Origin of the sequence: Kordia periserrulae (assembly GCF_003054265.1) — a bacterium.
In the GTDB taxonomy this organism is placed as follows: Bacteria; Bacteroidota; Bacteroidia; order Flavobacteriales; family Flavobacteriaceae; genus Kordia; species Kordia periserrulae.
In genome coordinates this window covers 319,636-339,161 of the sequence record NZ_QBKT01000002.1, presented here as the reverse complement: position 1 = coordinate 339,161, position 19,526 = coordinate 319,636, and the positions used below count along the sequence as shown (strand labels likewise).

Below are 19,526 nucleotides of genomic sequence, written 5' to 3'. Positions count from 1 at the left end.
TGAAAAGACTTTTTACGAAGTTTGAATTTCGTAAAAAGTCTTTCTTATTTTTCAATAAGTTATTGCTGCAACGAATCAATTCCTAGAAAACAACGCAATTCTGTTGCCTTCACAATCAATAAAAACTGCCATATATCCTGTTTCGGGAGAAATTTGGGTTTTGCCTTGCACTACTGTTCCGCCAGCTTTGGGAATTATTTCCAATTCGTTAGACACATCTTCCGAAGAAAAGTAAATGAGGACACCATCGGTTTTGCTCGGCGTGTAAGCTTCGTAATTGATTAATGCGCCTGTAGCATTGCCTTCTGCGGTTTCTGGTGGAAACCATCCATATAAAAATCCTCCGAGATTTTGAACTTTTATGGAAACCTTAAAAACCGTTTCATAAAATCGCTGCGCGCGTTCCATGTCCTTTACAGGAATTTCAAACCATCCTATCATATTGTTATCTTTTAATTGTTGAACGTTATTTTTTAGCTTTCAAGATGCGTTTTTAAATCTGCCAAACCTTCTTCAAAATCTTTTCCGACAGCTTTATCCATATTCATGAATAACATGAAAATATTGAAAGGAACTTTGTTTTCTCCTGAAAATCCCCAAGTGACTTTTGTTTGATGGTCGTTCACCGCTTTGGTACTTAAATAAGCATCTGCTTCAGATTTCCACGGTTTGAAAAATCGAAGTTTTGAAATCACGCGTTGATTTTCTTCTATTTCTATGATTTCCTGTTCGCCTTCACCAACGTGTTTATTTCCTTGCCAACGCGCAATAAAACCAACTTTGCCATCGGTTCCTTCATACGATTGTGCCATATTTGGGTCTTTCTTTTTCCAAGGCGACCATACATCTTGATTTTTTATCGATTTTACAAATAGAAAAGTCTCTTCAAGCGGTTTATCAACCACAATACTTCTACTCACTGCAAACTTTTTTGGAGCTATCATAGCTAGAAAAATAACGAATAAGAGAAGTCCACCAATAATATATAATGCAAGTATCATGAGGAATAGTTTTAGGTGTTTTAGACTGGTTTTCAGAACGGTAAATTAATAAGTTACCTTACATCTGCGTATTAAAAGTAAGTTTTTATTTTATCTATTCAAATCCTTCTAAAAAATATTTTTAGTACAAATAAGCGTTTGTCGTCAAAAAAAAGTAAATTTAAAGAGTCAACTACTTCGGGGCAAGCCCACGAAGCATTCAATAAAAACTGTTAAAACATTTCGACGCAAGTGTCGGAGTATTTTAAATCTCGATTATCGAGTAAAAAACGCTTACACCAATGACATATAAAGCACATTCCATAGAAGAATATATTGAGCAACTTCCTGAAGAACGCAAAGAAGTTATTGTAAAACTGAGAACTATTTTACAAGAAAATCTACCCGAAGGTTTCACAGAGCAAATCAATTATGGTATGCCGAGTTTTGTGGTTTCGCATCACACATATCCTAACGGTTATCATTGCGACCCGAAGCTGCCATTGCCTTTTATTAATTATGCTTCACAGAAAAATTTTGTGGCGTTGTATCACATGGGAATTTATGCCAATAAAGAGTTGATGGACTGGTTTGTGGCTGAGTATCCAAAACACTGCAAGTACAAACTCGACATGGGAAAAAGCTGTATTCGTTTTAAAAAAATGAACGATATTCCGTATGAGTTGATTGCGGAATTAGCACAAAAAATGACACCATACGACTGGATTGAATTATATGAAGAAAACATAATGAAAACGACCAAAAAAGCGCGTTAGACAAATTTCACTCTATAATTTTCAACTTTTGGGTTCGTAGTATCGCGATAAAATATCGTCAATACTGCGAATTGATTTTTTACACCAATCCAAACGTTTTTCGAGAATTTCTGCTTCTGTTAATCGCCAAGAAATAGATGAATTTCGCAATTTCGTAGTCACATGCTGAATGGTAATCGCTGCCGATACTGAAATATTCAAGCTTTCTGTAAAACCAACCATCGGAATTTTTAAAAACTCATCTGCTTCCGACAGTACTTCGTCGCTCAAGCCTTCACGCTCTTTTCCAAAAAAGAACGCTGCTTTTTGAGTGGTATCAAACTCATGCAAATACTGCGAATTGGTATGTGGTGTCGTAGCAACAATGCGATAACCTTCGTTTCGCAAACGCGCAATACAACTTTTAGTATTGTTGTAACGATGAATATCTACCCACTTTTGTGCGCCCATCGCAATTTCTCTGTCCATCTTTTTCCCCAAGCGTTCTTCAATGACATGTACATCTTGCAAGCCAAACACATCACAACTTCGCAATACAGCGCTGGTGTTGTGCAGTTGGTAGACATCTTCTACAGCAACCGTAAAATGGCGTGTGCGTTCTGCTAATACTTTGACAAACAAGTTTTTTCTGCGTTCGGTAAGATAGCCTTCTAAATGTGCTAATAAATCTCTGTCAACCATGTTGCAAATCTATCATAAAAACCCAAAGACACAAAATGAGAAGATGTTTCTAAAATCGACTCAAAGACACCAATAATTTTGATTATTTTAGTAGCTCTAAATTGTGATGAATGAAGAAATGTATTTCCTGTCTCCTTTTTTTATATAGTTTTTTGTTGTTTTCGCAAGAAACGAACGAATCGTACATAAAAAATACCGATGAAAATGATAAAAAAGTAATTGCGTTGGGCGAAGCGTTATCGGCATCGTTTTATGAAGAAGAGTTATCGTCTTTCTTTATAGATAATTTTGACATTGAAAGTTTTGCGAAAAAGGCACTCTCAATTAATGAAAAAGTCAATGAGAGTAATGCTTTGGACGAATTTAACAACACGTTTGGCAAAGACTATTTTTTAGAGCGCTTTGAACAGTTTCCAGAAACTATACGTGCAGATATTGAAAATGGCGCTTCTTATAGTATTGTGAATTTTTATTATCATTTGGATGAAAAAAAATACCATTTACTATTCCGATTATTTACGGAAGGAGAAGGCATTAATTATCATGATTATCAATTAGGCTATAAAGATGACAAGTTTGTATTACAAGATGTTTTTGTTTACTTTACAGGACAATATTTTAGTGAAACCTATAAAGATTTATACAGCTTAACCATTCCGAGTGATGATGTAGAGGCAAATAAAAATCGCTTAAAATCATTGCTATTTTTTCGCTTATACAGAAACCTAATTGCAAAGAAAAAATACAAGGAAATTTTCGCGCTTCTCAATACCTTAGAAGGCGAATTCACTACTAAAAAAATATATTACATCACCAAAATTAAAATCGCGACACAAATTAACGAAGTTTTTCAATTGGAAGCCATTGACGAACTTTTAAAAGCATTTCCCAACGATATCGCGTCGAGACTCATGGCTGTGGATTATTATATCATGTTAAAAGATTACAATACAACCATGCTGCTTTTAGACGATTTGCAAGCAACTACCGAAGACCTATTCATTGAATACATTCGTGCCAATGTAGCTTGGGAATTTGAAGATTACGAACTCGCCGAAAAAGCCTATGCAACTACCATTAAAGAATATCCAGATTTTGAAAATGCCAAACTGAATTTACTGTATTTGTATGATTTTTTAGAAAAACACGAGGACAATATCGTCTTGCTCAATAGCATGATTGAAAGTGAAGAATACTTAAAAAAAGACCTTATTGATTTTATAGACGATTCCGAAAACGAATTTATAAATTTACCAAAAGCGCGTATTTACAATAAATGGAAAAAACAAAAATAGTCGTATTAACAGGTGCTGGAATCAGTGCTGAAAGTGGCATCAAAACCTTTCGGGATGCTGACGGATTGTGGGAAGGACACGATATCATGGAAGTCGCTTCACCTGTCGGATTTGATAGAAATCCTGAATTGGTATTGGATTTTTACAACCAACGAAGACGTCAGTTACAAGAAGTACAACCCAATAAGGGACATAAAGCTTTAGTAAAACTTGAAGAAAAATACGATGTTACGATTGTTACGCAAAACGTAGACAACTTACACGAACTTGCAGGAAGTTCAAACATTATTCACTTGCACGGCGAATTGTCTAAAATGAGAAGTGTTGACTATCCTTATAAAATTTACAATTGTACAGGCGATATTTCAGTTGGAGATGTATGTGAGCGCGGTTCTCAATTGCGTCCGCACATTGTTTGGTTTGGCGAAGATGTCCCGATGATTGAAACTGCAGTTGCGGAATGCCAACAGGCAGACATTCTACTCATCATAGGAACGTCAATGCAAGTATATCCAGCAGCAAGCTTAATTAATTTTGTGCCACAAAATACTCCGATCTATTTTATAGACCCAAAACCTTCTGTAAATGAAAACGCCTATGAAAACCTAACCGTTATCGCGGAAAAAGCTTCTACAGGCGTTGTATCTGTCGTGGAAGAGTTACTTTGATTGGGTGTTTGGTTTTAGGTGTTTGGTGTTTGGTGTTGGAAAATTTCAACCTAAAACCCAACACCCAATACCTAACACCTAAACTATTGTGGTTTTTCCTTTTTAAATGCTAGTACACTTCGTGCAGTTTGTACCCAATCCTTAATTTCTTGGATTTGCGTTTCTGACAATTTTGCATCGCCATGTGTCCACAAATACGAAGCGATTGGCATGTGTCCTTCTTCAATTTCTTCAACGATTTCTTCTAATTTGTGATCTTTTCTTTTGATGGAATACGAACTCCACGCTGAAAAATTCAATTCGTCTTTTCCGTGCTCAACATGGTCTGCCATCCAATACGAAATTGGTTCAATATTGCTATACCAAGGATAACGCGTATTGCTCGAATGACAATCGTAACACGCCACTTTTAAAGACGCTTGAACCGACGCTGGCGGATTGGTTTCTGCAATAAACGGTTCTAAATCTGTAATGTCACCTTCATTACGTTCAGGACCGAAAAATTGTAAAACTACCAGTGCAATTAATGCTAAAACTGCTATTTTTTTAAGTATCTTCATGTTGTTATTTTTATTTGGTCTAAAAATATAAAAACTATGACATTTGAACAACTCTATGCGGAGCTAAATTATGTAAATCATTCGCGCGAAAAGCGAAATTATTATGCCACAATAGTCCTCAATAATCCGGAATTATTGCCCACGTTATTAGAAGTCGTTTTTACGGTAGACGATAAAATTTCTGCCAGAGCTGCTTGGTTATTTGAATTTGTTGCGAGAGAAGATTTGAATGCCATTCTTCCCCATTTAGATATCTATATTGAAAAAATGCACACGGTACACATAGATGCCGCTGTACGACCTATGGCAAAAGTTGCGGAGTATTTGATAGAAGCGTTTTATCATAAACATAACAATCAAACCAAAGAAAAATTAACCAAAAAACACCGTGAAAAAATTACAGAAGCTTGTTTTGATTGGATGATTAGCGACCAAAAAGTTGCCGTAAAAGCGTATTCCATGCGTTCATTGTATTTATTAGGTACAGAATTCGACTGGATTCACGAAGAATTGCTTCAAATCTTAGAACGTGATTATGCGTTAGAAAGTGCTGCTTTTAAAGCCAGAGCTAGAGAACTGATAAAACGTATAAAAAAAGCGAGAAAATGAAGTAGTAAAATTTTATTTCAAGCAACGTAACAAGTATATTTGTGGCTTCAACAACAACACAAACACAATGACGCTTACACCGCTTAACGCCATTTCCCCTATTGATGGAAGATATCGTAGTAAAACCATCGCTTTAGCTGCTTATTTTAGTGAAGAATCACTCATTAAATACCGCGTTTTAGTCGAAATTGAATATTTTATTGCATTGTGCAATCTTCCGTTGCCACAATTGGACGATTTTGACGCTTCTCTTTTTGACGATTTGCGCGCCATTTATGAAAATTTTTCTTCCGAAGATGCACACGCCATCAAAGAAATTGAAAAAGTAACCAATCATGATGTAAAAGCGGTTGAGTATTTCATCAAGGAAAAGTTTGATCAATTAAACATTGCAAAATACAAAGAGTTTATCCACTTCGGATTGACGTCGCAAGATATCAACAATACTGCCATTCCGCTTTCTATCAAAGAAGCCATTCAGCAAGTATATCTTCCAGAATTGGTACAGGTTTTAGAAAAATTGAAAGAATTATCAAGTGAATGGGAACATGTTCCTATGCTAGCGCGAACGCACGGTCAGCCGGCTTCGCCAACACGTTTGGGCAAAGAAATTGAAGTCTTTATCACGCGTATTGAAGCACAAGTAGAAACGATGTCGGTTATTCCACACGCTGCTAAATTTGGTGGCGCTACAGGAAATTTCAATGCACACAAAGTAGCCTATCCTACAGTAGATTGGAAAGCATTTGGGACAGATTTTGTGGAGCGCATTTTAGGATTGCATCACTCCTTCCCTACGACTCAAATTGAGCATTACGACCATTTAGCAGGCATTTTTGATGGTTTGAAACGAATTAATACCATTATTATTGACTTGAATCGTGATTTTTGGACATATATTTCCATGGATTACTTCAAGCAAAAAATCAAGAAAGGTGAAGTTGGTTCGTCTGCAATGCCACATAAAGTTAATCCGATAGATTTTGAAAACAGTGAAGGAAATTTAGGCATTGCCAATGCTATTTTTACACATTTAGCTGCAAAACTGCCAATTTCAAGATTGCAACGCGATTTAACAGACTCAACCGTGCTTAGAAATGTAGGTGTTCCGTTTGGGCATACCTTGATTGGTTTTCAGTCTACACTCAAAGGTTTGCACAAATTATTGTTGAATGAAGTAAAATTTGAAGAAGATTTGGAAAATAATTGGGCAGTCGTTGCAGAAGCAATTCAAACCATTTTGAGAAGAGAAAATTATCCAAATCCGTACGAAGCATTGAAAGGATTGACGCGGACTAACGAGAAAATTACACAAACGTCAATTGCTAATTTTATTGATACCTTGACAGTATCAGACGCTGTAAAAGACGAATTAAAGCAAATAAATCCTAAGAATTATACTGGAATTTAAAATTTCATAGCCTGTCACATGGTTTTTTTGTTAATTTTGCAGAAAACCAAGAACTAACAAAAATAGATGTTGTGAATATTAAACTCACAAATAATAGCGGCAATATTAATTTGAATGTCGAACAAAAAAAGGGAAGACTTCAAATTAAAAAAAGAATCTACAATAAAACATTCAAATCTTTTATTGAAGACAAATACGGTTCGGGAATTCATTTTGGAAACATGGATAGCAATTTGGAAGAGATTCTCAAAAATCTATCTATTGACCATATAATGGAATGCTCTGTGCGAATTCCAAAAATTGACTTGAATACTTTATCAAAAGTTAATAATAAGAAAAATGAATTTTCTGATTTTGACTTATACGATAGTTTTGAGTGTACGTTTTTAGCGAAAGAAAATGTCAGTTCGGAAGAATTTGCAAAAGGAATAGACATACTCCAAAAAAAGCTTTTGGATACTTATAATCAAAAAGTACATGATGAGATTTTGGAACGAGAGTACGAAAATCGTCTTCAAATCAAAAAAAGAGAGTTAAAAGAAATCACCTTTTTTATCATTCTTGCAGTTGTTGCTTTGGTATTGATTTACTTTTTTACGCTTAAATAAACGGTTACAATCTATAAATTTTAAGAAAATGGATAAATGCGCATGCATTTATCCATTTTTTAATTGTTTGAAAACATATTCGTAATGCTGCCCAAATTAAAATTGAGCGGAACATCTTTTTGTTGGGTGAGCTTGTACAACTCCATAAATTTTTCCAAAGTCATATTGTCGCCAATAATGCGCGTTACGGCAAATCCGTTGTCTTTATTTGCCAAGAAAACAACAATTTCGTCCATGGCATCATCAGTACCAATATATTTAATGATTCCGTTGGTTCCTAAATTGATCAACTCTTGGTATTTTTCACTCTTTAAAATTGAGCTAATAGTGCTTCTTTCCGTTGAAAACTCCGCTTCTTTTGCAGCATCGTATTTGTAAAATAACAAATTGATATGCTCTATAGCATCCACAGCTTCTTTTTGTTTTGTGGTCAATTGCAACGCTTCATTGCGCAACAAACTTACAGGAAGTGTTGTGGAGAAAAACCCCGTTTTTTCAGCGTGATCTACAAAATAGTTATGCAAACTATTTTTATCCGAACAACTCGTAATTCCTATAAAAAGAACAAACAGCAGTAAAAGTGATGTATATTTTTTCATAATCTGGTTTTTATGTTTTTTGATGTGATGATAATATAAAATACGCCAATGAGCAAGTTTTGCTCATTGACGCATTTTTTAGAGATATGCTTTTTTAGTTCTTCTTAACACTCTTTAAATGCTCTCCACCAGGAATGTTCATTTGATTTGTCAGTTTGGAAACTTGTGTTAAATCAATATCACCTAATAAAGATACAACTACCGTATTAATTTTTCTATCCTTTAATTGTACTTTATCTTCTATTCCTGTGATAAACATCAACAGTTCTTTTACGTGTGTTGGACTTTTTCCTTCTTTCACGTAAAACTTTACACGTGTATCACCGTCGCGCACTTGCATAAGCTCGTCTAATTTAGAAGATTGCTTGCTTACCCAATTTTTCAAATCTGCTGAAATATTATCGTTTTCAGTTGCAATCACTTGCAGACTCTTCATGCTATTCACCATTGCTAAAAACTCTTTCGCTTCAGGATCGTTAGAGTCAATTCCCATGGTTGCCAACATTTTAAACATTTTTGGGCTAATAGACACATAGGTTACTTGCTCATTATCGGCATATTTTTCAAAAATATTTTGTCCAAATGTAAGTACTGGCATCGCCAATAACATTACGAATATTGCTATCTTTTTCATTATAAATTAATTGTTTTCGGTTTTAAAAATTTTGTTTGTTGTTTCTTCAAATTGTGTTAAATAATTGATGTGACTTGCGCCAGAATTGAAACTTTGCGATACCAATGCCATGGTAGTTTTAAAGTATTCAAAAGCTTCTTCGGCTTGTCGTTGTTTGTTCCATTCGTTGATGAACAAACTCGTTGTGAGAACAAATACGGCGGCGACAGAAATCCATTTTAAATAATTTTTTCTAGGTTGTAATGGAACGTTGCGAGTAGATGTCTCGGCTTTTAGATTGGTAAAACATTGAAACATGGGTTGGTACTCTTGCAAATGCGGCGCCACATTGTCTTGCGAAAAATACGCTTGTAACTCTTGTTCTTCTTGAACCGTTGTTGTTGCTTCAAAATACTTCTCTAGTAAATTTTCTATGTTAGCTAACTCCATAGTTGTGTTTTTTTATAAGTTCTTGTCTTATGTATTTTCTTGCTCTTGATAATGCGACGCGAATGGCTGTTGGATTCATATCCACTACTTTGGCAATTTCTTCAAAATCATACTGTTCTACATCTCGCAATTGTATGATAATTTTTTGTTGCTCTGGCAGTTCTTCCATAATCTCGTGTACAAAACTCACACTATCTCTTAATTCAACTTCTTTTTGTAAAGAAGTGTTTTCGTCTTTATAATTGCTATGAACTAATTTTAAATTTCCAGCTTGTTTCGATTTTAATTTGTCCAAGCAATAATTCTTTGTCATCGTCATCGCAAAAGCTTCTACATTATTATAAGCTTCTATTTTCGATTTTTTAGACCATAACTTCATCAATACTTCTTGTGTCGCATCTTCTGCTTCTTCATTAGAAACTAGCAAACGCTTTGCCAAACGGTATAATTTGTCTTTAAAAGGCAATACAGTATGTAAAAAATCTGCCTGTTTCATTTTATGATGTATTGATTTCGGTTAGTTACAAGGAAGACGAACGAGTTACGAATTTGTTACAAATAATTTTTATTTTACAATAATGTGGCTATTTTTAGTGTTTATAAAAGTAAATACAAACTATGACAAAGAAAATTATGAATGTAAAAAAATTGCTGCTGCTGTTTGTTGCTGCTACAATAGCAACTACTAGCTGTACCGATCAAGATGATAATCTGTTTAGTGTACCTGCAAATATTGAAATTCAAGACTTTGTATGGAAAGGATTGAATCTGTGGTATTTTTGGCAAGGAGAAGTGACCGATTTAGCCGATAGCAAGCTTGACAATGCCGAAGGATATATTTCTTTTTTACAAAGCTATCCGAATCCAGCAGATTTATTTGAGCATTTACGTCATCCTGATGATCGTTTTAGTGTGATTGTTGATAATTATGATGTGCTGCAAAATTCTCAGCAAGGAACTTCTGCTACGGATGGTGCGGATGTGCGTTATATTTATCTAAACAGTGGAAGTCCAGAAGTAATTGGCTATGTCCGTTATATCATTCCAGGTTCTGATGCAGATGGAAAAGACATTCACCGTGGCGATATTGTGTATGCAGTAAACGGACAAAGTTTATATTTTAATTCGTCTACTGATAACAATTTAGGATTGCTTGATGCAGGCTCGTACACCTTTAATTTAGCTGATTTAACTGTTAATAACGGCGTGCGTTCTATTACTCCTAACGGAAGAAATATCGATTTAACAAGAGCAAACATTACAGAAAATCCAATTTTAGTAAATACTACGTTTGACGTTGGTACGAAAAAAGTGGGTTATATTATGTACAATCAATTCATTTCAAATTTTGATGCACAATTAAATGATGTGTTTGCCAACTTTCAAGGACAAGGTGTAAACGAATTGGTATTGGATTTCCGTTACAATCCAGGCGGATTTGTAAGCAGTGCTATCAACTTAGGAAGCATGGTTACAGGACAATTTGACGGGCAATTGTTTACCAAATTTAGATACAATGATAAAATTCAACCGATTTTAACAGACGAACAAGAAAACCGCTACTTTAGAAGTTCCTTAAGTACAGGAGCGGCTATCAATAGTTTAGGATTGTCAAAAGTGTACGTCATTACGACAGGAAGTACAGCTTCTGCAAGTGAATTGGTCATCAATTCCTTAGCGCCATATATTGATGTCGTACAAGTAGGAACAACTACAACAGGAAAAAATGAAGCTTCGGTTTCCTTATACGATTCGCCTTCGTGGACCTTTGGCGACGAGCAATTGAATCCAAATCACAAATGGGCAATGCAACCTTTAATCTCTCGTTTGGAAAACAGCGCAGGATTTTCAAATTATACGGACGGACTAAATCCTGATATTGAATTGGCGGAAGATTTAACCAATCTTGGTGTGTTAGGTGATGAAAACGAACCGTTATTGGCAGCGGCGTTGGCAAATATTGCTGCAGCTGGAAGACCGTCAAATTCCAACACGAACAAAGTCCTTCCAATTGAAGGAATTACAGAAACCAAATTGCAACGCATTACAGGAAATCGTATGTATATCGACTTAAAGGTTGGAGAAACAGACGATCATCTGAAAAATCATAAAATAATTATCAACGAATAATTTATTGCTATCGTTCACTTACATAGTGAGCGATATTTTACTCGTAAAACTAGTGTAGAAGCTGCTTCAATATGCTATGAAGCAGCTTCTTTTTTATCTTTATTTACAGGTAAATAAACATTTGTCCGTTCGAGCGCAGTCGAGAAGAGTTAGAAAACTAAAATTTCGATTGAATCTCAAAAGCTACACTTGGTATCTGCAATAATGCTCGATTTGACATTTAGCGTAAATCATTCAAAGTCAAATGGATATTAAAAATTACATCGAACTGACGTTAAACTTACAGGCTCAACGAAAACCCAACACGAACATTCATTCCTCTTGTGGTAAATCCTGTAATTTCAGTATAGTCTTCATTAAAGATATTATCAACCGTGACAAATCCTGTCCAACGCTTGTTAAAGGTGTGATTCAAATTCGCACCAAACAAATTAAAAGCATCTAAGGTCACATTTTGAAAGGTTGTAAAATCCGTATCCAAACGCTCAGAAGTATATTGATAGGTCAATCCAGCATTGGTTTTTGCTGAAAACGCATAACTCGCATTCAAATTTGCTTTGTGGTTCGGAATTCGCAACACGTCCACATCTTTTTTCTCTGTAAACGTATAATTAGCGTTTACGGTTACATTTTCTAGTGGAGTGGCAAAAACTTCTACCTCAACACCATTCACAGTAAAATCTTGTTGTACATTTTGATATTCGCCCGTAAACGTGTTAAAATCCGTAACCACATAATCAATAAAATTTTCTTCATCTCTATTAAAATATACCGCGCTTACACGTAACTTTTTAGACAATTGCACTTCTACGCCACCTTCTAAAGTGGTATTTTCTTCTGGTTCTAAATTCGGATTCGGTCCAAAACTCCCAAACAATTGTGATAACGTCGGCGCGATAAACGACGTGCTATACGAACCAAAAACTTTGGCATAGCCATCTTCCCCTAATTTTCTGCGATACGACGGATTCAAGTTATAGGTAAAATGTGTTCCGTATTCACTGTGATTGTTCAAACGTCCACCTACATTCACATTCAAACCAAATTCAGACACATACACCACATTTATGTATGGATCAACAATAGAAGAAGATGCAATTTCTGCAAAGGTTGTTTGATTGTCAATATAATTCAATCCTACAACGGTAAAAAACTTGTTGTTAAAGTTGTATTTGTTAAAAATATCAACGGCAACAGTTTCCCCTTCAAAAGTAGATGGAAAGTTCGATTGAAACTCTCTGTCAATCGTTGTATACGCAGCATTCATCGTTACGCTACCATTTTTATACGTGTATTTCGGCGCAATTCCCACACGATATTGTTCACTCTTGCTTACAAATTCAGCATCTTGTATTGGAAAAGAATTATCATAATCGCTTTTAAGTTTATCAAATGTCCCGAAAACACTCGCTTCAAAAGCATCTGAAAATTTGTACCCTACACGCACATTGGTGTTGATGCGTGAAAAACGATCGCTTTCTTCACCAATGACAGCAGACAAACCATCGGTATCTTGATGCCCAAATCCGACTACATACGTTACCTCATCAATCGTTCCGTCAATGCGCGCACTATTTGAAAAATCAGTCACATTATAGTCTTGATTGTCTTGTGATTGATTCGTTCCAAAAGCACTATTCACACGTAATGCAATGGTATCTTTAGATGCTTTTTTGATGGTGATGTTGATAACTGCTGTTGCCGCACCACTTCCGTAGAGCGTACTCGAAGCGCCTTTTACAATTTCAATCGATTCTATTTGATCCAACGCCAACAAACGCAAATCAAAATCGTTCGCAATAGAAGAAGGATCCGTTACCTGAATTCCGTCAATCAGTATCAATACTTGCCGATTGTTTCCACCACGCACAAAATAGCTTAGGTTTTGTCCCGCATTGCTTCTACTTCCCAAAATTTCAATGCCGCTTTTGGTATTAATCACTTCGGCAACGGTTCGTCCTCGATTCTTTTTAATTTCTTCGCTAGAAATGCTAATCACCGTTTTTCCTGAATTTTCACGTTTTAACGCGTGACGTGAATCGGAAATGACAACTTCATCGAGTTGTTCAGTTTTGTCTTGTTCTTGTGCATACGCAGCGGTACATGCCAAAAACAAAGCACTAACAGATAGTACTGTTTTTTTCATTAAATTTTCGTTTTATGGGAATAAAGCATGGGTTTTCCATACGCAAACTTTTATCCCGAAAGTTTGACATTCGTTGTGAAAAATGGCAGGTCTCCTGACTTACAATTTGCTATATACCTTCCCGAAAATTCGAAAATTCAGTGGTCATGTAGTTATAGCAATTCATTTTTAAATGAAGTACTGAACAAATTCAGCACATGCTTACAGTTGCGGGAACAGTTCAAGACTGAAGGTTTTTTACCTTTTCACTTGATTCCCTTTTAATTCGAGCATACATAACGCATGCTCAAAACCAAAATTCGCAGCAAAAATAAACATTCTAAAGAATCTGCCGCTATAAAAGATGAAATAATAGTACTTTTGAAAAAATTACGACGACTATTCATGCGAGCTATCAATCCTGTTTTTTGTGTCTTTTTTACGATTTTTCTCTGTTGTTTTTCCTGTAAGAACGAACAGAAAAAAGTTAATAATCAGCCACTTCCTACTCCGCAAGAAGCGACTTCAACTACCGAAAATTTACGTCATGCTAAAAAGTTTTCGGTGGAAAAAAATGGAGATATTACGCTGATAAAAGTATTTTCGCCGTGGCCAAATGCCAAAAAAGATTTTACCTACGCACTCATTCCAAGAGAAAAAGTAGCTTCCATCACACTTATGAAAGATGCCTACGACGCGATTGTGTTGACGCCTGTGGAGCGAATTGTGGTAACCTCTACCACACACATTCCTATTTTGGAGATGTTGGGCGTTGAAGAAACACTCGTAGGTTTTCCACAAACGGAATACGTTTCGTCTGAAAAAACACGCGCGCTGATTGATGCAGAGAAAATAAAAGACATCGGACTCAATGAGCAAATCAACATTGAATTACTTATCGATTTACAACCTGAATTGGTGATTGGTTTTTCCATCAACAATTCAAATCCGACCTATAAAAGCATTCAAAAAGCCAATATTCCTGTGGTGTATAATGGCGATTGGACCGAAGAAACGCCGTTGGGAAGAGCCGAATGGATTCACTTTTTCGCACCGTTTTTTCAAAAAGAAGCCAAAGCCACCGAAGTCTTCAATTCGATAGAAAAAAACTATGTAGAAGCAGAACAACTCGCTCAAAAAACTACGAAGAAACCTAGCGTTTTGTCAGGTTCGTTATTTAAAGATGTTTGGTATATGCCTGCGGGCGAAAGTTTTCAAGCGCAGTATTTAAAAGATGCAAACGCCCATTATATTTGGGCAGATTCTAAAGGCACCGGAAGTTTATCGTTGAATATTGAAACGGTGTTGGACAAAGCCGCAGATGCCGATGTTTGGATTGGTCCAGGAAGTTACAAAACCTACGTCGCGTTGGAAAATGCGAATGGTTTGTACTCGAAATTTAAGCCGTTTACCGATAAGAAAATTTACAGTGCCGCGAACACGGTGGGTGACACTGGCGGAATGCTCTATTATGAATTGGCGCCGATACGACCAGATATTGTATTAAAAGATATCATCAAAGCGGTTCACCCAGAAATTTTACCTGAATATCAACCGTTCTTTTTTAAACCTTTGCAGTAATTGGCTAGCGAGAAAACATATAAATTCACCTTTATCATCCTTATTATAGTGTTGATTGGTTGTTTTTTGATGAACATTAGTTTGGGTTCGGTTTCCATTTCGCTAGAAGGTATTTTTGCTGCATTTACAGGTGGTGACATTGAAAAAGAAACCTGGAGAATTACCGTGCTAGATATCCGATTACCAAAAGCAATCACTGCTATTTTAGTCGGTTTTGGTTTATCACTAAGTGGTTTATTGATGCAAACCTTGTTTCGAAATCCATTATCAGGACCTTTTGTATTGGGGTTGAGTTCTGGAGCAAGTTTGGGCGTTGCGCTGTTGATTATGGGCGCCTCTGTTTTTGGTGGCTTTATGGGAACGTTGTTGTTATCAAGTTATAGTTTAGTGATTGCGGCAAGTTTGGGAAGTTTTTTAGTATTGTTGACCGTCATGATTGTATCGTCGCGTGTCAAAGATACCATGTCTATTCTCATCATCGGATTGATGTTTGGGAGCATTACCGCTGCCATTGTAAGTGTTCTCACCTATTTTAGCGATGCCGAAGAGTTAAAACAGTTTATGATGTGGACCTTAGGTTCATTGGGCAGTCTGACGTGGGAAGAACTCGGGATTTTAGCAAGTTTAATTGTGTCTGGAACGTTGTTGAGTGTGCTTTCCATCAAATCGTTGAATGCTTTTTTATTAGGCGAAAACTATGCACGCAGCTTGGGAATTGATATTAAAAAAGCACGTTATACCATCATTATTGCGACAAGTTTGTTAGCTGGAAGTTGTACCGCCTTCGTCGGACCGATTGCTTTTATCGGCTTGGCAATTCCGCACATTACACGATTATTCTTCAATACAACGAATCATAAAATTTTAGTGCCAAGCGTTTGCCTTATTGGCGGCATTTTAATGCTGATTTGCGACAGCATCGCACAAGTACCGTTTAGTGATATTACCTTACCTATCAATGCCATTACGTCCATGATTGGTGCGCCTGTGGTGATTTGGTTGTTGGTACGGAAACGGAAGATGATATTTTGAACCTGTTCCCGCGTAGGCGGGAATCTCTTCGCTATAGATATTTAGACCCGCTTTGCTTTAGATATTAGACGCGGCTTTGCCTTTTAAGTTTTTGAAAGTAATTGATACATTGCTATATTTTCAAATTGAATAGCTTCGCTTTCGCTCAATTTAAGGATTTAAAGATTTAAGGTTTTTGGTTTTTGGTTTTTAGCTACTTGAAAAATATACTATTTAACGTGAGTTCGATATAACTATTTTATTACCTAACTGATTACTAATAGATTATACTTAATGTCAAATCGAGCGCAGTCGAGATTCCTTTGAAATTATCAATTCTTAGCTGTTCTCGACTGCGCTCGAACTGACAATTATCTATTTATCAGCTATTTATGAATTATAAAGTGATTTCTTAAGTTGAACTCACGTTATTTATTTTTCTCGTTTAAAATCTGTAAAAGCTTTTTTGGATCTTGACGGTTATCCCAAAACGAAGTGATTATGATTTCATCATCTGTTACTTTGTAAAAAATGCTAAAATTTCCAAGGGAAGCAACTCTTGTTCCTTCAAAATCTACTGATTTATAGATAAAAGGAGATTTTCCAATTTGTTTAGTCCGTTCTGTTATTAATTTGATAAGCTTTTTGGAGTAGACAGTCGATTTATTTCTTTTCGCCCAGTATTCAAGAACTCCTATGTATTGAATATCAGCTGTACGTGTCCATTTTACAATCCGTTCAGCCATTCAAGATTTCTTTTATCCATTGCTTCTTGAGAAATAAGTCGTCCGTTTTCTATATCCGCTTCACTCATTTCGAGCATTTGTTTTTGCTCTTTTGTTAACTCTATAATTTCAGTTTCAGCAGAAGTTGAAGAAATCATATTGTCAAGTGCCAATAACACATCTTTATTTTTTATAGATAATATTTTATCAATTAATCCGCTTCTGATTTTATCAACTGTCGCCATATTCTTCTAATCTTTAACTTTTTAAATATCCGAAATTTTGATTGTTTTTCCTAATACTTTTTTTTTGATGATTGCGTATAGATACAGTTAAGAACTCGTTTTAGTAATCCCGTGTTGGCGGGAATTGCTACGCTCAATTCAAGGATTTAAAGATTTAATGATTGAAGGTTTTGGATGCCGGCTAGAACAAATAAATACAGTAAACCATATCTGCTACCTTTTTTATTTTAAAAATTGCTTTGAAAAAAACTTTTAAACAGTCAGTACATGATAGAATCCGTTCTATTTGCCTTTATATACTGTTGTGGGTAGCTTTAACTCTCATCTCCAAACCAAATGATTCCTATTTTTTCAGCAGACACAATTAAAAAACCATAATCATACCAATAACCTTGACTAAAATTGTCCCAACCAGTCATGTCAAGTTCATCTTCATGTAAATTGTCATCAAAAAAAACTTCCCAATATGAGTTTGTGTAAATTTTCTCAATGTCGTCAAACTCGTTTAAGAATGACATAGCATATTTACTTCCCTCATTCCAATCCATGAAATGTTCGTTATACTTACATTCTTTAATTATGGATGATATTATAGCTCTTCTTGCAAAATCAAAATCAATTGTTTTTAAAGAGTCAAAATTAACTTTCTCTATATCAAAAAAGTTTGATTTTTTGATTGCGCTTTTGAAATTACTAAAATCAGTTTCATTTTTATCTCTATCAATTATTTCACAAAAAACTTCTCCAACTTCAGCTCCATAATTGGTCACGTATGTTAACTCAATGCTCTCGGAAAATTTTTTAGGTTCGAATTTCATTTATATTAAATTAGATATTAAGGTTTAGGTAATGAGAACTTACGTAAACTAACACTCAACTTTACAATTACAAACCAAACTTAAAATCTCAGAGAATTTTCAGAAGTTGACGAGAGCATGAAACTAACTGTAGAAACTTTACGCTTATTTTATTTTTCTATAAATGTAATTCATTTAACTTGTTTGTAGTTACTCTTGGAGCACCTCTTACCCCTTGTCTATTAGTTTGAATATCTGGCTCGACTTCCTTAAAATTTCGAGGTCGTCCATTATCATAAAGACTTACATCAAGCAAATAAGCAGAATACCTTTTACCATCTGATGGAGCAGCACTTGTATTATTATCAATTATGTGAATAAATCTCAAATCCACTAATTCCCTTATTACATTTTTAATTTTATCATTTTTATTAAGACTATCATTTTCAATAAGAAAAACATTTGTTCTTCGTTGCTTGAAAACAAAGTCTCTCAAATAGTTAATATACAATTCTAAAATATTACTTTCATCCGTTGAATCTTTTGCTAGCGCGTTTTTCTTGTTAATGAAATTTTGTATTGCTATTTCTCGAACTTCCGGAACAGTTATTCGCATCTTATTCTCATTGATTAATTGGCAACTCTTAATAAATAGAACTAAAAAATCCCTAGGCACTCCTCCAGATGCAATACATAGCTGGTTAAAACTTTGTTCATTAAAAACTGAATCAATGTCAAACTTAGCTCCTGATGAATTAATAGCAGTATCTAATAATTTTCTTTTAAATTTTTTTAACTCATTCCATTTATCTAAAGTATAATCTAAATCAATGTCGTATACATCTGCATTCAATTCCATACCAATATAACTTTTATTACTTTGAAAATATAAATGTGAACGATGTTTTATTGTACCTATTTTTAAATAAAAGTCATTTGATTTTGATAGTCTGTGGAAATAGTCAAGAAGAAAAGGTTGTATATCCCTTGGAATAAAATAGAAGTCATCAAGTATAAGTATTAATTGTCTTCCTGTGAATTGAACTATTTCATTTATTATATTTTTATTGAAATCAATAGAGGTTTTAAGCTCGTTTAATTTATCAATTTCCCATGAGTACTCAGACTCAAATTCAAGAGACGAAGAATACATTGATTTTACGGATATAGGGTTTGTTGATGCTCCAACAGAATCCTCACTAGATGATTTCTTAGTTTGTTTTTTTCTTTCTTTATAGCTATCTGGCTCAACAAGTTTAGTATTTAGACTTAAAACATGTTTTTTTATTTTAGTGACAAGCTTTCGAGTTTTAAAATAATTTCGTTTCTTAAAAAAAGACTTTTCATTATTCAACTTTCTTGAAATCTCTCTATAAAAAGTTACAAGAACTTTTATTATTATATTTGGAAAAGTAATGTCTTTATAATCTTCAAGATTAACATATATTGTCAAAGACTTATCATATTTGTTCAAAGTCTTGAGAAGTGTACTCTTTCCAGCTCCCCTACGACCAAAAACAACATAGTTCTGCTTACCTCTAACTTTTTCTTTAAAATTTCTTGGGTCAATAAATTCAATCCCTGAAACTTTATCAGCACGTGTATTTTCTTCTAAATAAGTTATTAATTTGTTTAATTCTTTATTGTCCATTATTAGGTTAT

The 19,526-nt window shown here is 34.9% G+C and carries 22 protein-coding genes and 1 riboswitch; of the genes, 9 read left to right on the top strand and 13 right to left on the bottom strand.

Annotated features, from left to right (window positions below):
• Positions 1–75 precede the first annotated feature (75 nt).
• Positions 76–441, bottom strand: a complete 366-nt coding sequence (locus C8N46_RS05575; RefSeq protein ID WP_108113888.1) for a VOC family protein — start codon at positions 439–441, stop codon at positions 76–78.
• Positions 442–473: 32 nt separating this feature from the next.
• On the bottom strand, positions 474–1,001 hold the full coding sequence (locus C8N46_RS05570) for an SRPBCC family protein (RefSeq protein ID WP_108113887.1): 528 nt from the start codon (positions 999–1,001) through the stop codon (positions 474–476).
• Positions 1,002–1,282: 281 nt separating this feature from the next.
• On the opposite strand from C8N46_RS05570, the gene C8N46_RS05565 reads away from it, so the two are divergent.
• Positions 1,283–1,756, top strand: a complete 474-nt coding sequence (locus tag C8N46_RS05565) for a DUF1801 domain-containing protein (RefSeq protein ID WP_108113886.1) — start codon at positions 1,283–1,285, stop codon at positions 1,754–1,756.
• 21 nt (positions 1,757–1,777) lie between these two features.
• On the opposite strand, the gene C8N46_RS05560 is transcribed toward C8N46_RS05565, so the two are convergent.
• Entirely contained in the window at positions 1,778–2,437 is a 660-nt protein-coding gene (locus C8N46_RS05560; protein ID WP_108113885.1) for a TrmH family RNA methyltransferase, read from the bottom strand.
• Between the two features lie 110 nt (positions 2,438–2,547).
• Here C8N46_RS05560 and C8N46_RS05555 point away from each other — a divergent pair, with 110 nt between their 5' ends.
• Positions 2,548–3,732, top strand: coding sequence for a tetratricopeptide repeat protein (locus C8N46_RS05555; protein ID WP_146169741.1), 1,185 nt, complete (start codon positions 2,548–2,550; stop codon positions 3,730–3,732).
• The gene (locus tag C8N46_RS05550) at positions 3,714–4,400 is read left to right on the top strand and encodes an SIR2 family NAD-dependent protein deacylase (protein WP_108113883.1); all 687 of its coding nucleotides are present in this window, start codon (positions 3,714–3,716) and stop codon (positions 4,398–4,400) included. The genes C8N46_RS05555 and C8N46_RS05550 overlap by 19 nt, the downstream gene beginning before the upstream one ends.
• A gap of 83 nt (positions 4,401–4,483) precedes the next feature.
• Here the strand turns inward: C8N46_RS05550 and C8N46_RS05545 are convergent, their stop codons facing one another.
• Positions 4,484–4,960: a heme-binding domain-containing protein gene (locus C8N46_RS05545; RefSeq protein ID WP_108113882.1), complete on the bottom strand. Its 477-nt coding sequence runs from the start codon at positions 4,958–4,960 to the stop codon at positions 4,484–4,486.
• Positions 4,961–4,996: 36 nt separating this feature from the next.
• On the opposite strand from C8N46_RS05545, the gene C8N46_RS05540 reads away from it, so the two are divergent.
• The 3 genes from C8N46_RS05540 (at position 4,997) to C8N46_RS05530 (ending at position 7,588) form a co-directional block, all read left to right on the top strand.
• The gene (locus C8N46_RS05540; protein ID WP_108113881.1) at positions 4,997–5,569 is read left to right on the top strand and encodes an adenylosuccinate lyase; all 573 of its coding nucleotides are present in this window, start codon (positions 4,997–4,999) and stop codon (positions 5,567–5,569) included.
• 67 nt (positions 5,570–5,636) lie between these two features.
• Positions 5,637–6,980, top strand: a complete 1,344-nt coding sequence (gene purB / locus C8N46_RS05535) for an adenylosuccinate lyase (RefSeq protein ID WP_108113880.1) — start codon at positions 5,637–5,639, stop codon at positions 6,978–6,980.
• Between the two features lie 71 nt (positions 6,981–7,051).
• The gene (locus C8N46_RS05530) at positions 7,052–7,588 is read left to right on the top strand and encodes a hypothetical protein (protein WP_108113879.1); all 537 of its coding nucleotides are present in this window, start codon (positions 7,052–7,054) and stop codon (positions 7,586–7,588) included.
• Positions 7,589–7,647: 59 nt separating this feature from the next.
• Here C8N46_RS05530 and C8N46_RS05525 read toward each other — a convergent pair whose 3' ends face one another.
• The 4 genes from C8N46_RS05525 to C8N46_RS05510 form a co-directional block, all read right to left on the bottom strand.
• Positions 7,648–8,187: a DUF4252 domain-containing protein gene (locus tag C8N46_RS05525; RefSeq protein WP_108113878.1), complete on the bottom strand. Its 540-nt coding sequence runs from the start codon at positions 8,185–8,187 to the stop codon at positions 7,648–7,650.
• Positions 8,188–8,281: 94 nt separating this feature from the next.
• A complete protein-coding gene (locus C8N46_RS05520; RefSeq protein WP_108113877.1) occupies positions 8,282–8,821 on the bottom strand; it encodes a DUF4252 domain-containing protein in 540 nt (179 codons plus the stop codon).
• Between the two features lie 6 nt (positions 8,822–8,827).
• Positions 8,828–9,250, bottom strand: a complete 423-nt coding sequence (locus C8N46_RS05515; protein WP_108113876.1) for a hypothetical protein — start codon at positions 9,248–9,250, stop codon at positions 8,828–8,830.
• Positions 9,237–9,746, bottom strand: coding sequence for an RNA polymerase sigma factor (locus C8N46_RS05510; RefSeq protein WP_108113875.1), 510 nt, complete (start codon positions 9,744–9,746; stop codon positions 9,237–9,239). Before C8N46_RS05510 ends, C8N46_RS05515 begins: the two co-directional genes overlap by 14 nt.
• 122 nt (positions 9,747–9,868) lie before the next feature.
• Between C8N46_RS05510 and C8N46_RS05505 the strand changes: the two genes are divergently transcribed.
• Positions 9,869–11,380: a S41 family peptidase gene (locus C8N46_RS05505; protein ID WP_108113874.1), complete on the top strand. Its 1,512-nt coding sequence runs from the start codon at positions 9,869–9,871 to the stop codon at positions 11,378–11,380.
• Between the two features lie 280 nt (positions 11,381–11,660).
• Here C8N46_RS05505 and C8N46_RS05500 read toward each other — a convergent pair whose 3' ends face one another.
• Positions 11,661–13,526: a TonB-dependent receptor plug domain-containing protein gene (locus tag C8N46_RS05500; RefSeq protein ID WP_108113873.1), complete on the bottom strand. Its 1,866-nt coding sequence runs from the start codon at positions 13,524–13,526 to the stop codon at positions 11,661–11,663.
• A 67-nt stretch (positions 13,527–13,593) separates the two neighbouring features.
• Positions 13,594–13,838, bottom strand: a riboswitch (cobalamin riboswitch).
• Positions 13,839–13,910: 72 nt separating this feature from the next.
• On the opposite strand from C8N46_RS05500, the gene C8N46_RS05495 reads away from it, so the two are divergent.
• Positions 13,911–15,086, top strand: a complete 1,176-nt coding sequence (locus C8N46_RS05495; RefSeq protein ID WP_108114128.1) for an ABC transporter substrate-binding protein — start codon at positions 13,911–13,913, stop codon at positions 15,084–15,086.
• Positions 15,087–16,118, top strand: coding sequence for a FecCD family ABC transporter permease (locus tag C8N46_RS05490; RefSeq protein ID WP_108113872.1), 1,032 nt, complete (start codon positions 15,087–15,089; stop codon positions 16,116–16,118).
• Positions 16,119–16,525: 407 nt separating this feature from the next.
• Here C8N46_RS05490 and C8N46_RS05485 read toward each other — a convergent pair whose 3' ends face one another.
• From C8N46_RS05485 to C8N46_RS05470, 4 genes are all read right to left on the bottom strand, one after another.
• Positions 16,526–16,843: a type II toxin-antitoxin system RelE/ParE family toxin gene (locus C8N46_RS05485; protein ID WP_108113871.1), complete on the bottom strand. Its 318-nt coding sequence runs from the start codon at positions 16,841–16,843 to the stop codon at positions 16,526–16,528.
• The gene (locus C8N46_RS05480) at positions 16,825–17,067 is read right to left on the bottom strand and encodes a hypothetical protein (RefSeq protein ID WP_108113870.1); all 243 of its coding nucleotides are present in this window, start codon (positions 17,065–17,067) and stop codon (positions 16,825–16,827) included. The genes C8N46_RS05485 and C8N46_RS05480 overlap by 19 nt, the downstream gene beginning before the upstream one ends.
• A 314-nt stretch (positions 17,068–17,381) precedes the next feature.
• A complete protein-coding gene (locus tag C8N46_RS05475) occupies positions 17,382–17,885 on the bottom strand; it encodes a hypothetical protein (RefSeq protein WP_108113869.1) in 504 nt (167 codons plus the stop codon).
• Between the two features lie 157 nt (positions 17,886–18,042).
• A complete protein-coding gene (locus tag C8N46_RS05470; RefSeq protein ID WP_108113868.1) occupies positions 18,043–19,515 on the bottom strand; it encodes an ORC-CDC6 family AAA ATPase in 1,473 nt (490 codons plus the stop codon).
• Positions 19,516–19,526 lie beyond the last annotated feature (11 nt).

What these genes read in the sequence shown, in the direction of transcription:
- C8N46_RS05575 (WP_108113888.1), bottom strand. Translation starts at nt 441, where the DNA reads ATGATAGGATGGTTTGAAATTCCTGTAAAGGACATGGAACGCGCGCAG.
- C8N46_RS05570 (WP_108113887.1), bottom strand. Translation starts at nt 1,001, where the DNA reads ATGATACTTGCATTATATATTATTGGTGGACTTCTCTTATTCGTTATT.
- C8N46_RS05565 (WP_108113886.1), top strand. Translation starts at nt 1,283, where the DNA reads ATGACATATAAAGCACATTCCATAGAAGAATATATTGAGCAACTTCCT.
- C8N46_RS05560 (WP_108113885.1), bottom strand. Translation starts at nt 2,437, where the DNA reads ATGGTTGACAGAGATTTATTAGCACATTTAGAAGGCTATCTTACCGAA.
- C8N46_RS05555 (WP_146169741.1), top strand. Translation starts at nt 2,548, where the DNA reads ATGAAGAAATGTATTTCCTGTCTCCTTTTTTTATATAGTTTTTTGTTG.
- C8N46_RS05550 (WP_108113883.1), top strand. Translation starts at nt 3,714, where the DNA reads ATGGAAAAAACAAAAATAGTCGTATTAACAGGTGCTGGAATCAGTGCT.
- C8N46_RS05545 (WP_108113882.1), bottom strand. Translation starts at nt 4,960, where the DNA reads ATGAAGATACTTAAAAAAATAGCAGTTTTAGCATTAATTGCACTGGTA.
- C8N46_RS05540 (WP_108113881.1), top strand. Translation starts at nt 4,997, where the DNA reads ATGACATTTGAACAACTCTATGCGGAGCTAAATTATGTAAATCATTCG.
- purB (WP_108113880.1), top strand. Translation starts at nt 5,637, where the DNA reads ATGACGCTTACACCGCTTAACGCCATTTCCCCTATTGATGGAAGATAT.
- C8N46_RS05525 (WP_108113878.1), bottom strand. Translation starts at nt 8,187, where the DNA reads ATGAAAAAATATACATCACTTTTACTGCTGTTTGTTCTTTTTATAGGA.
- C8N46_RS05520 (WP_108113877.1), bottom strand. Translation starts at nt 8,821, where the DNA reads ATGAAAAAGATAGCAATATTCGTAATGTTATTGGCGATGCCAGTACTT.
- C8N46_RS05515 (WP_108113876.1), bottom strand. Translation starts at nt 9,250, where the DNA reads ATGGAGTTAGCTAACATAGAAAATTTACTAGAGAAGTATTTTGAAGCA.
- C8N46_RS05510 (WP_108113875.1), bottom strand. Translation starts at nt 9,746, where the DNA reads ATGAAACAGGCAGATTTTTTACATACTGTATTGCCTTTTAAAGACAAA.
- C8N46_RS05505 (WP_108113874.1), top strand. Translation starts at nt 9,869, where the DNA reads ATGACAAAGAAAATTATGAATGTAAAAAAATTGCTGCTGCTGTTTGTT.
- C8N46_RS05500 (WP_108113873.1), bottom strand. Translation starts at nt 13,526, where the DNA reads ATGAAAAAAACAGTACTATCTGTTAGTGCTTTGTTTTTGGCATGTACC.
- C8N46_RS05495 (WP_108114128.1), top strand. Translation starts at nt 13,911, where the DNA reads ATGCGAGCTATCAATCCTGTTTTTTGTGTCTTTTTTACGATTTTTCTC.
- C8N46_RS05485 (WP_108113871.1), bottom strand. Translation starts at nt 16,843, where the DNA reads ATGGCTGAACGGATTGTAAAATGGACACGTACAGCTGATATTCAATAC.
- C8N46_RS05480 (WP_108113870.1), bottom strand. Translation starts at nt 17,067, where the DNA reads ATGGCGACAGTTGATAAAATCAGAAGCGGATTAATTGATAAAATATTA.
- C8N46_RS05475 (WP_108113869.1), bottom strand. Translation starts at nt 17,885, where the DNA reads ATGAAATTCGAACCTAAAAAATTTTCCGAGAGCATTGAGTTAACATAC.
- C8N46_RS05470 (WP_108113868.1), bottom strand. Translation starts at nt 19,515, where the DNA reads ATGGACAATAAAGAATTAAACAAATTAATAACTTATTTAGAAGAAAAT.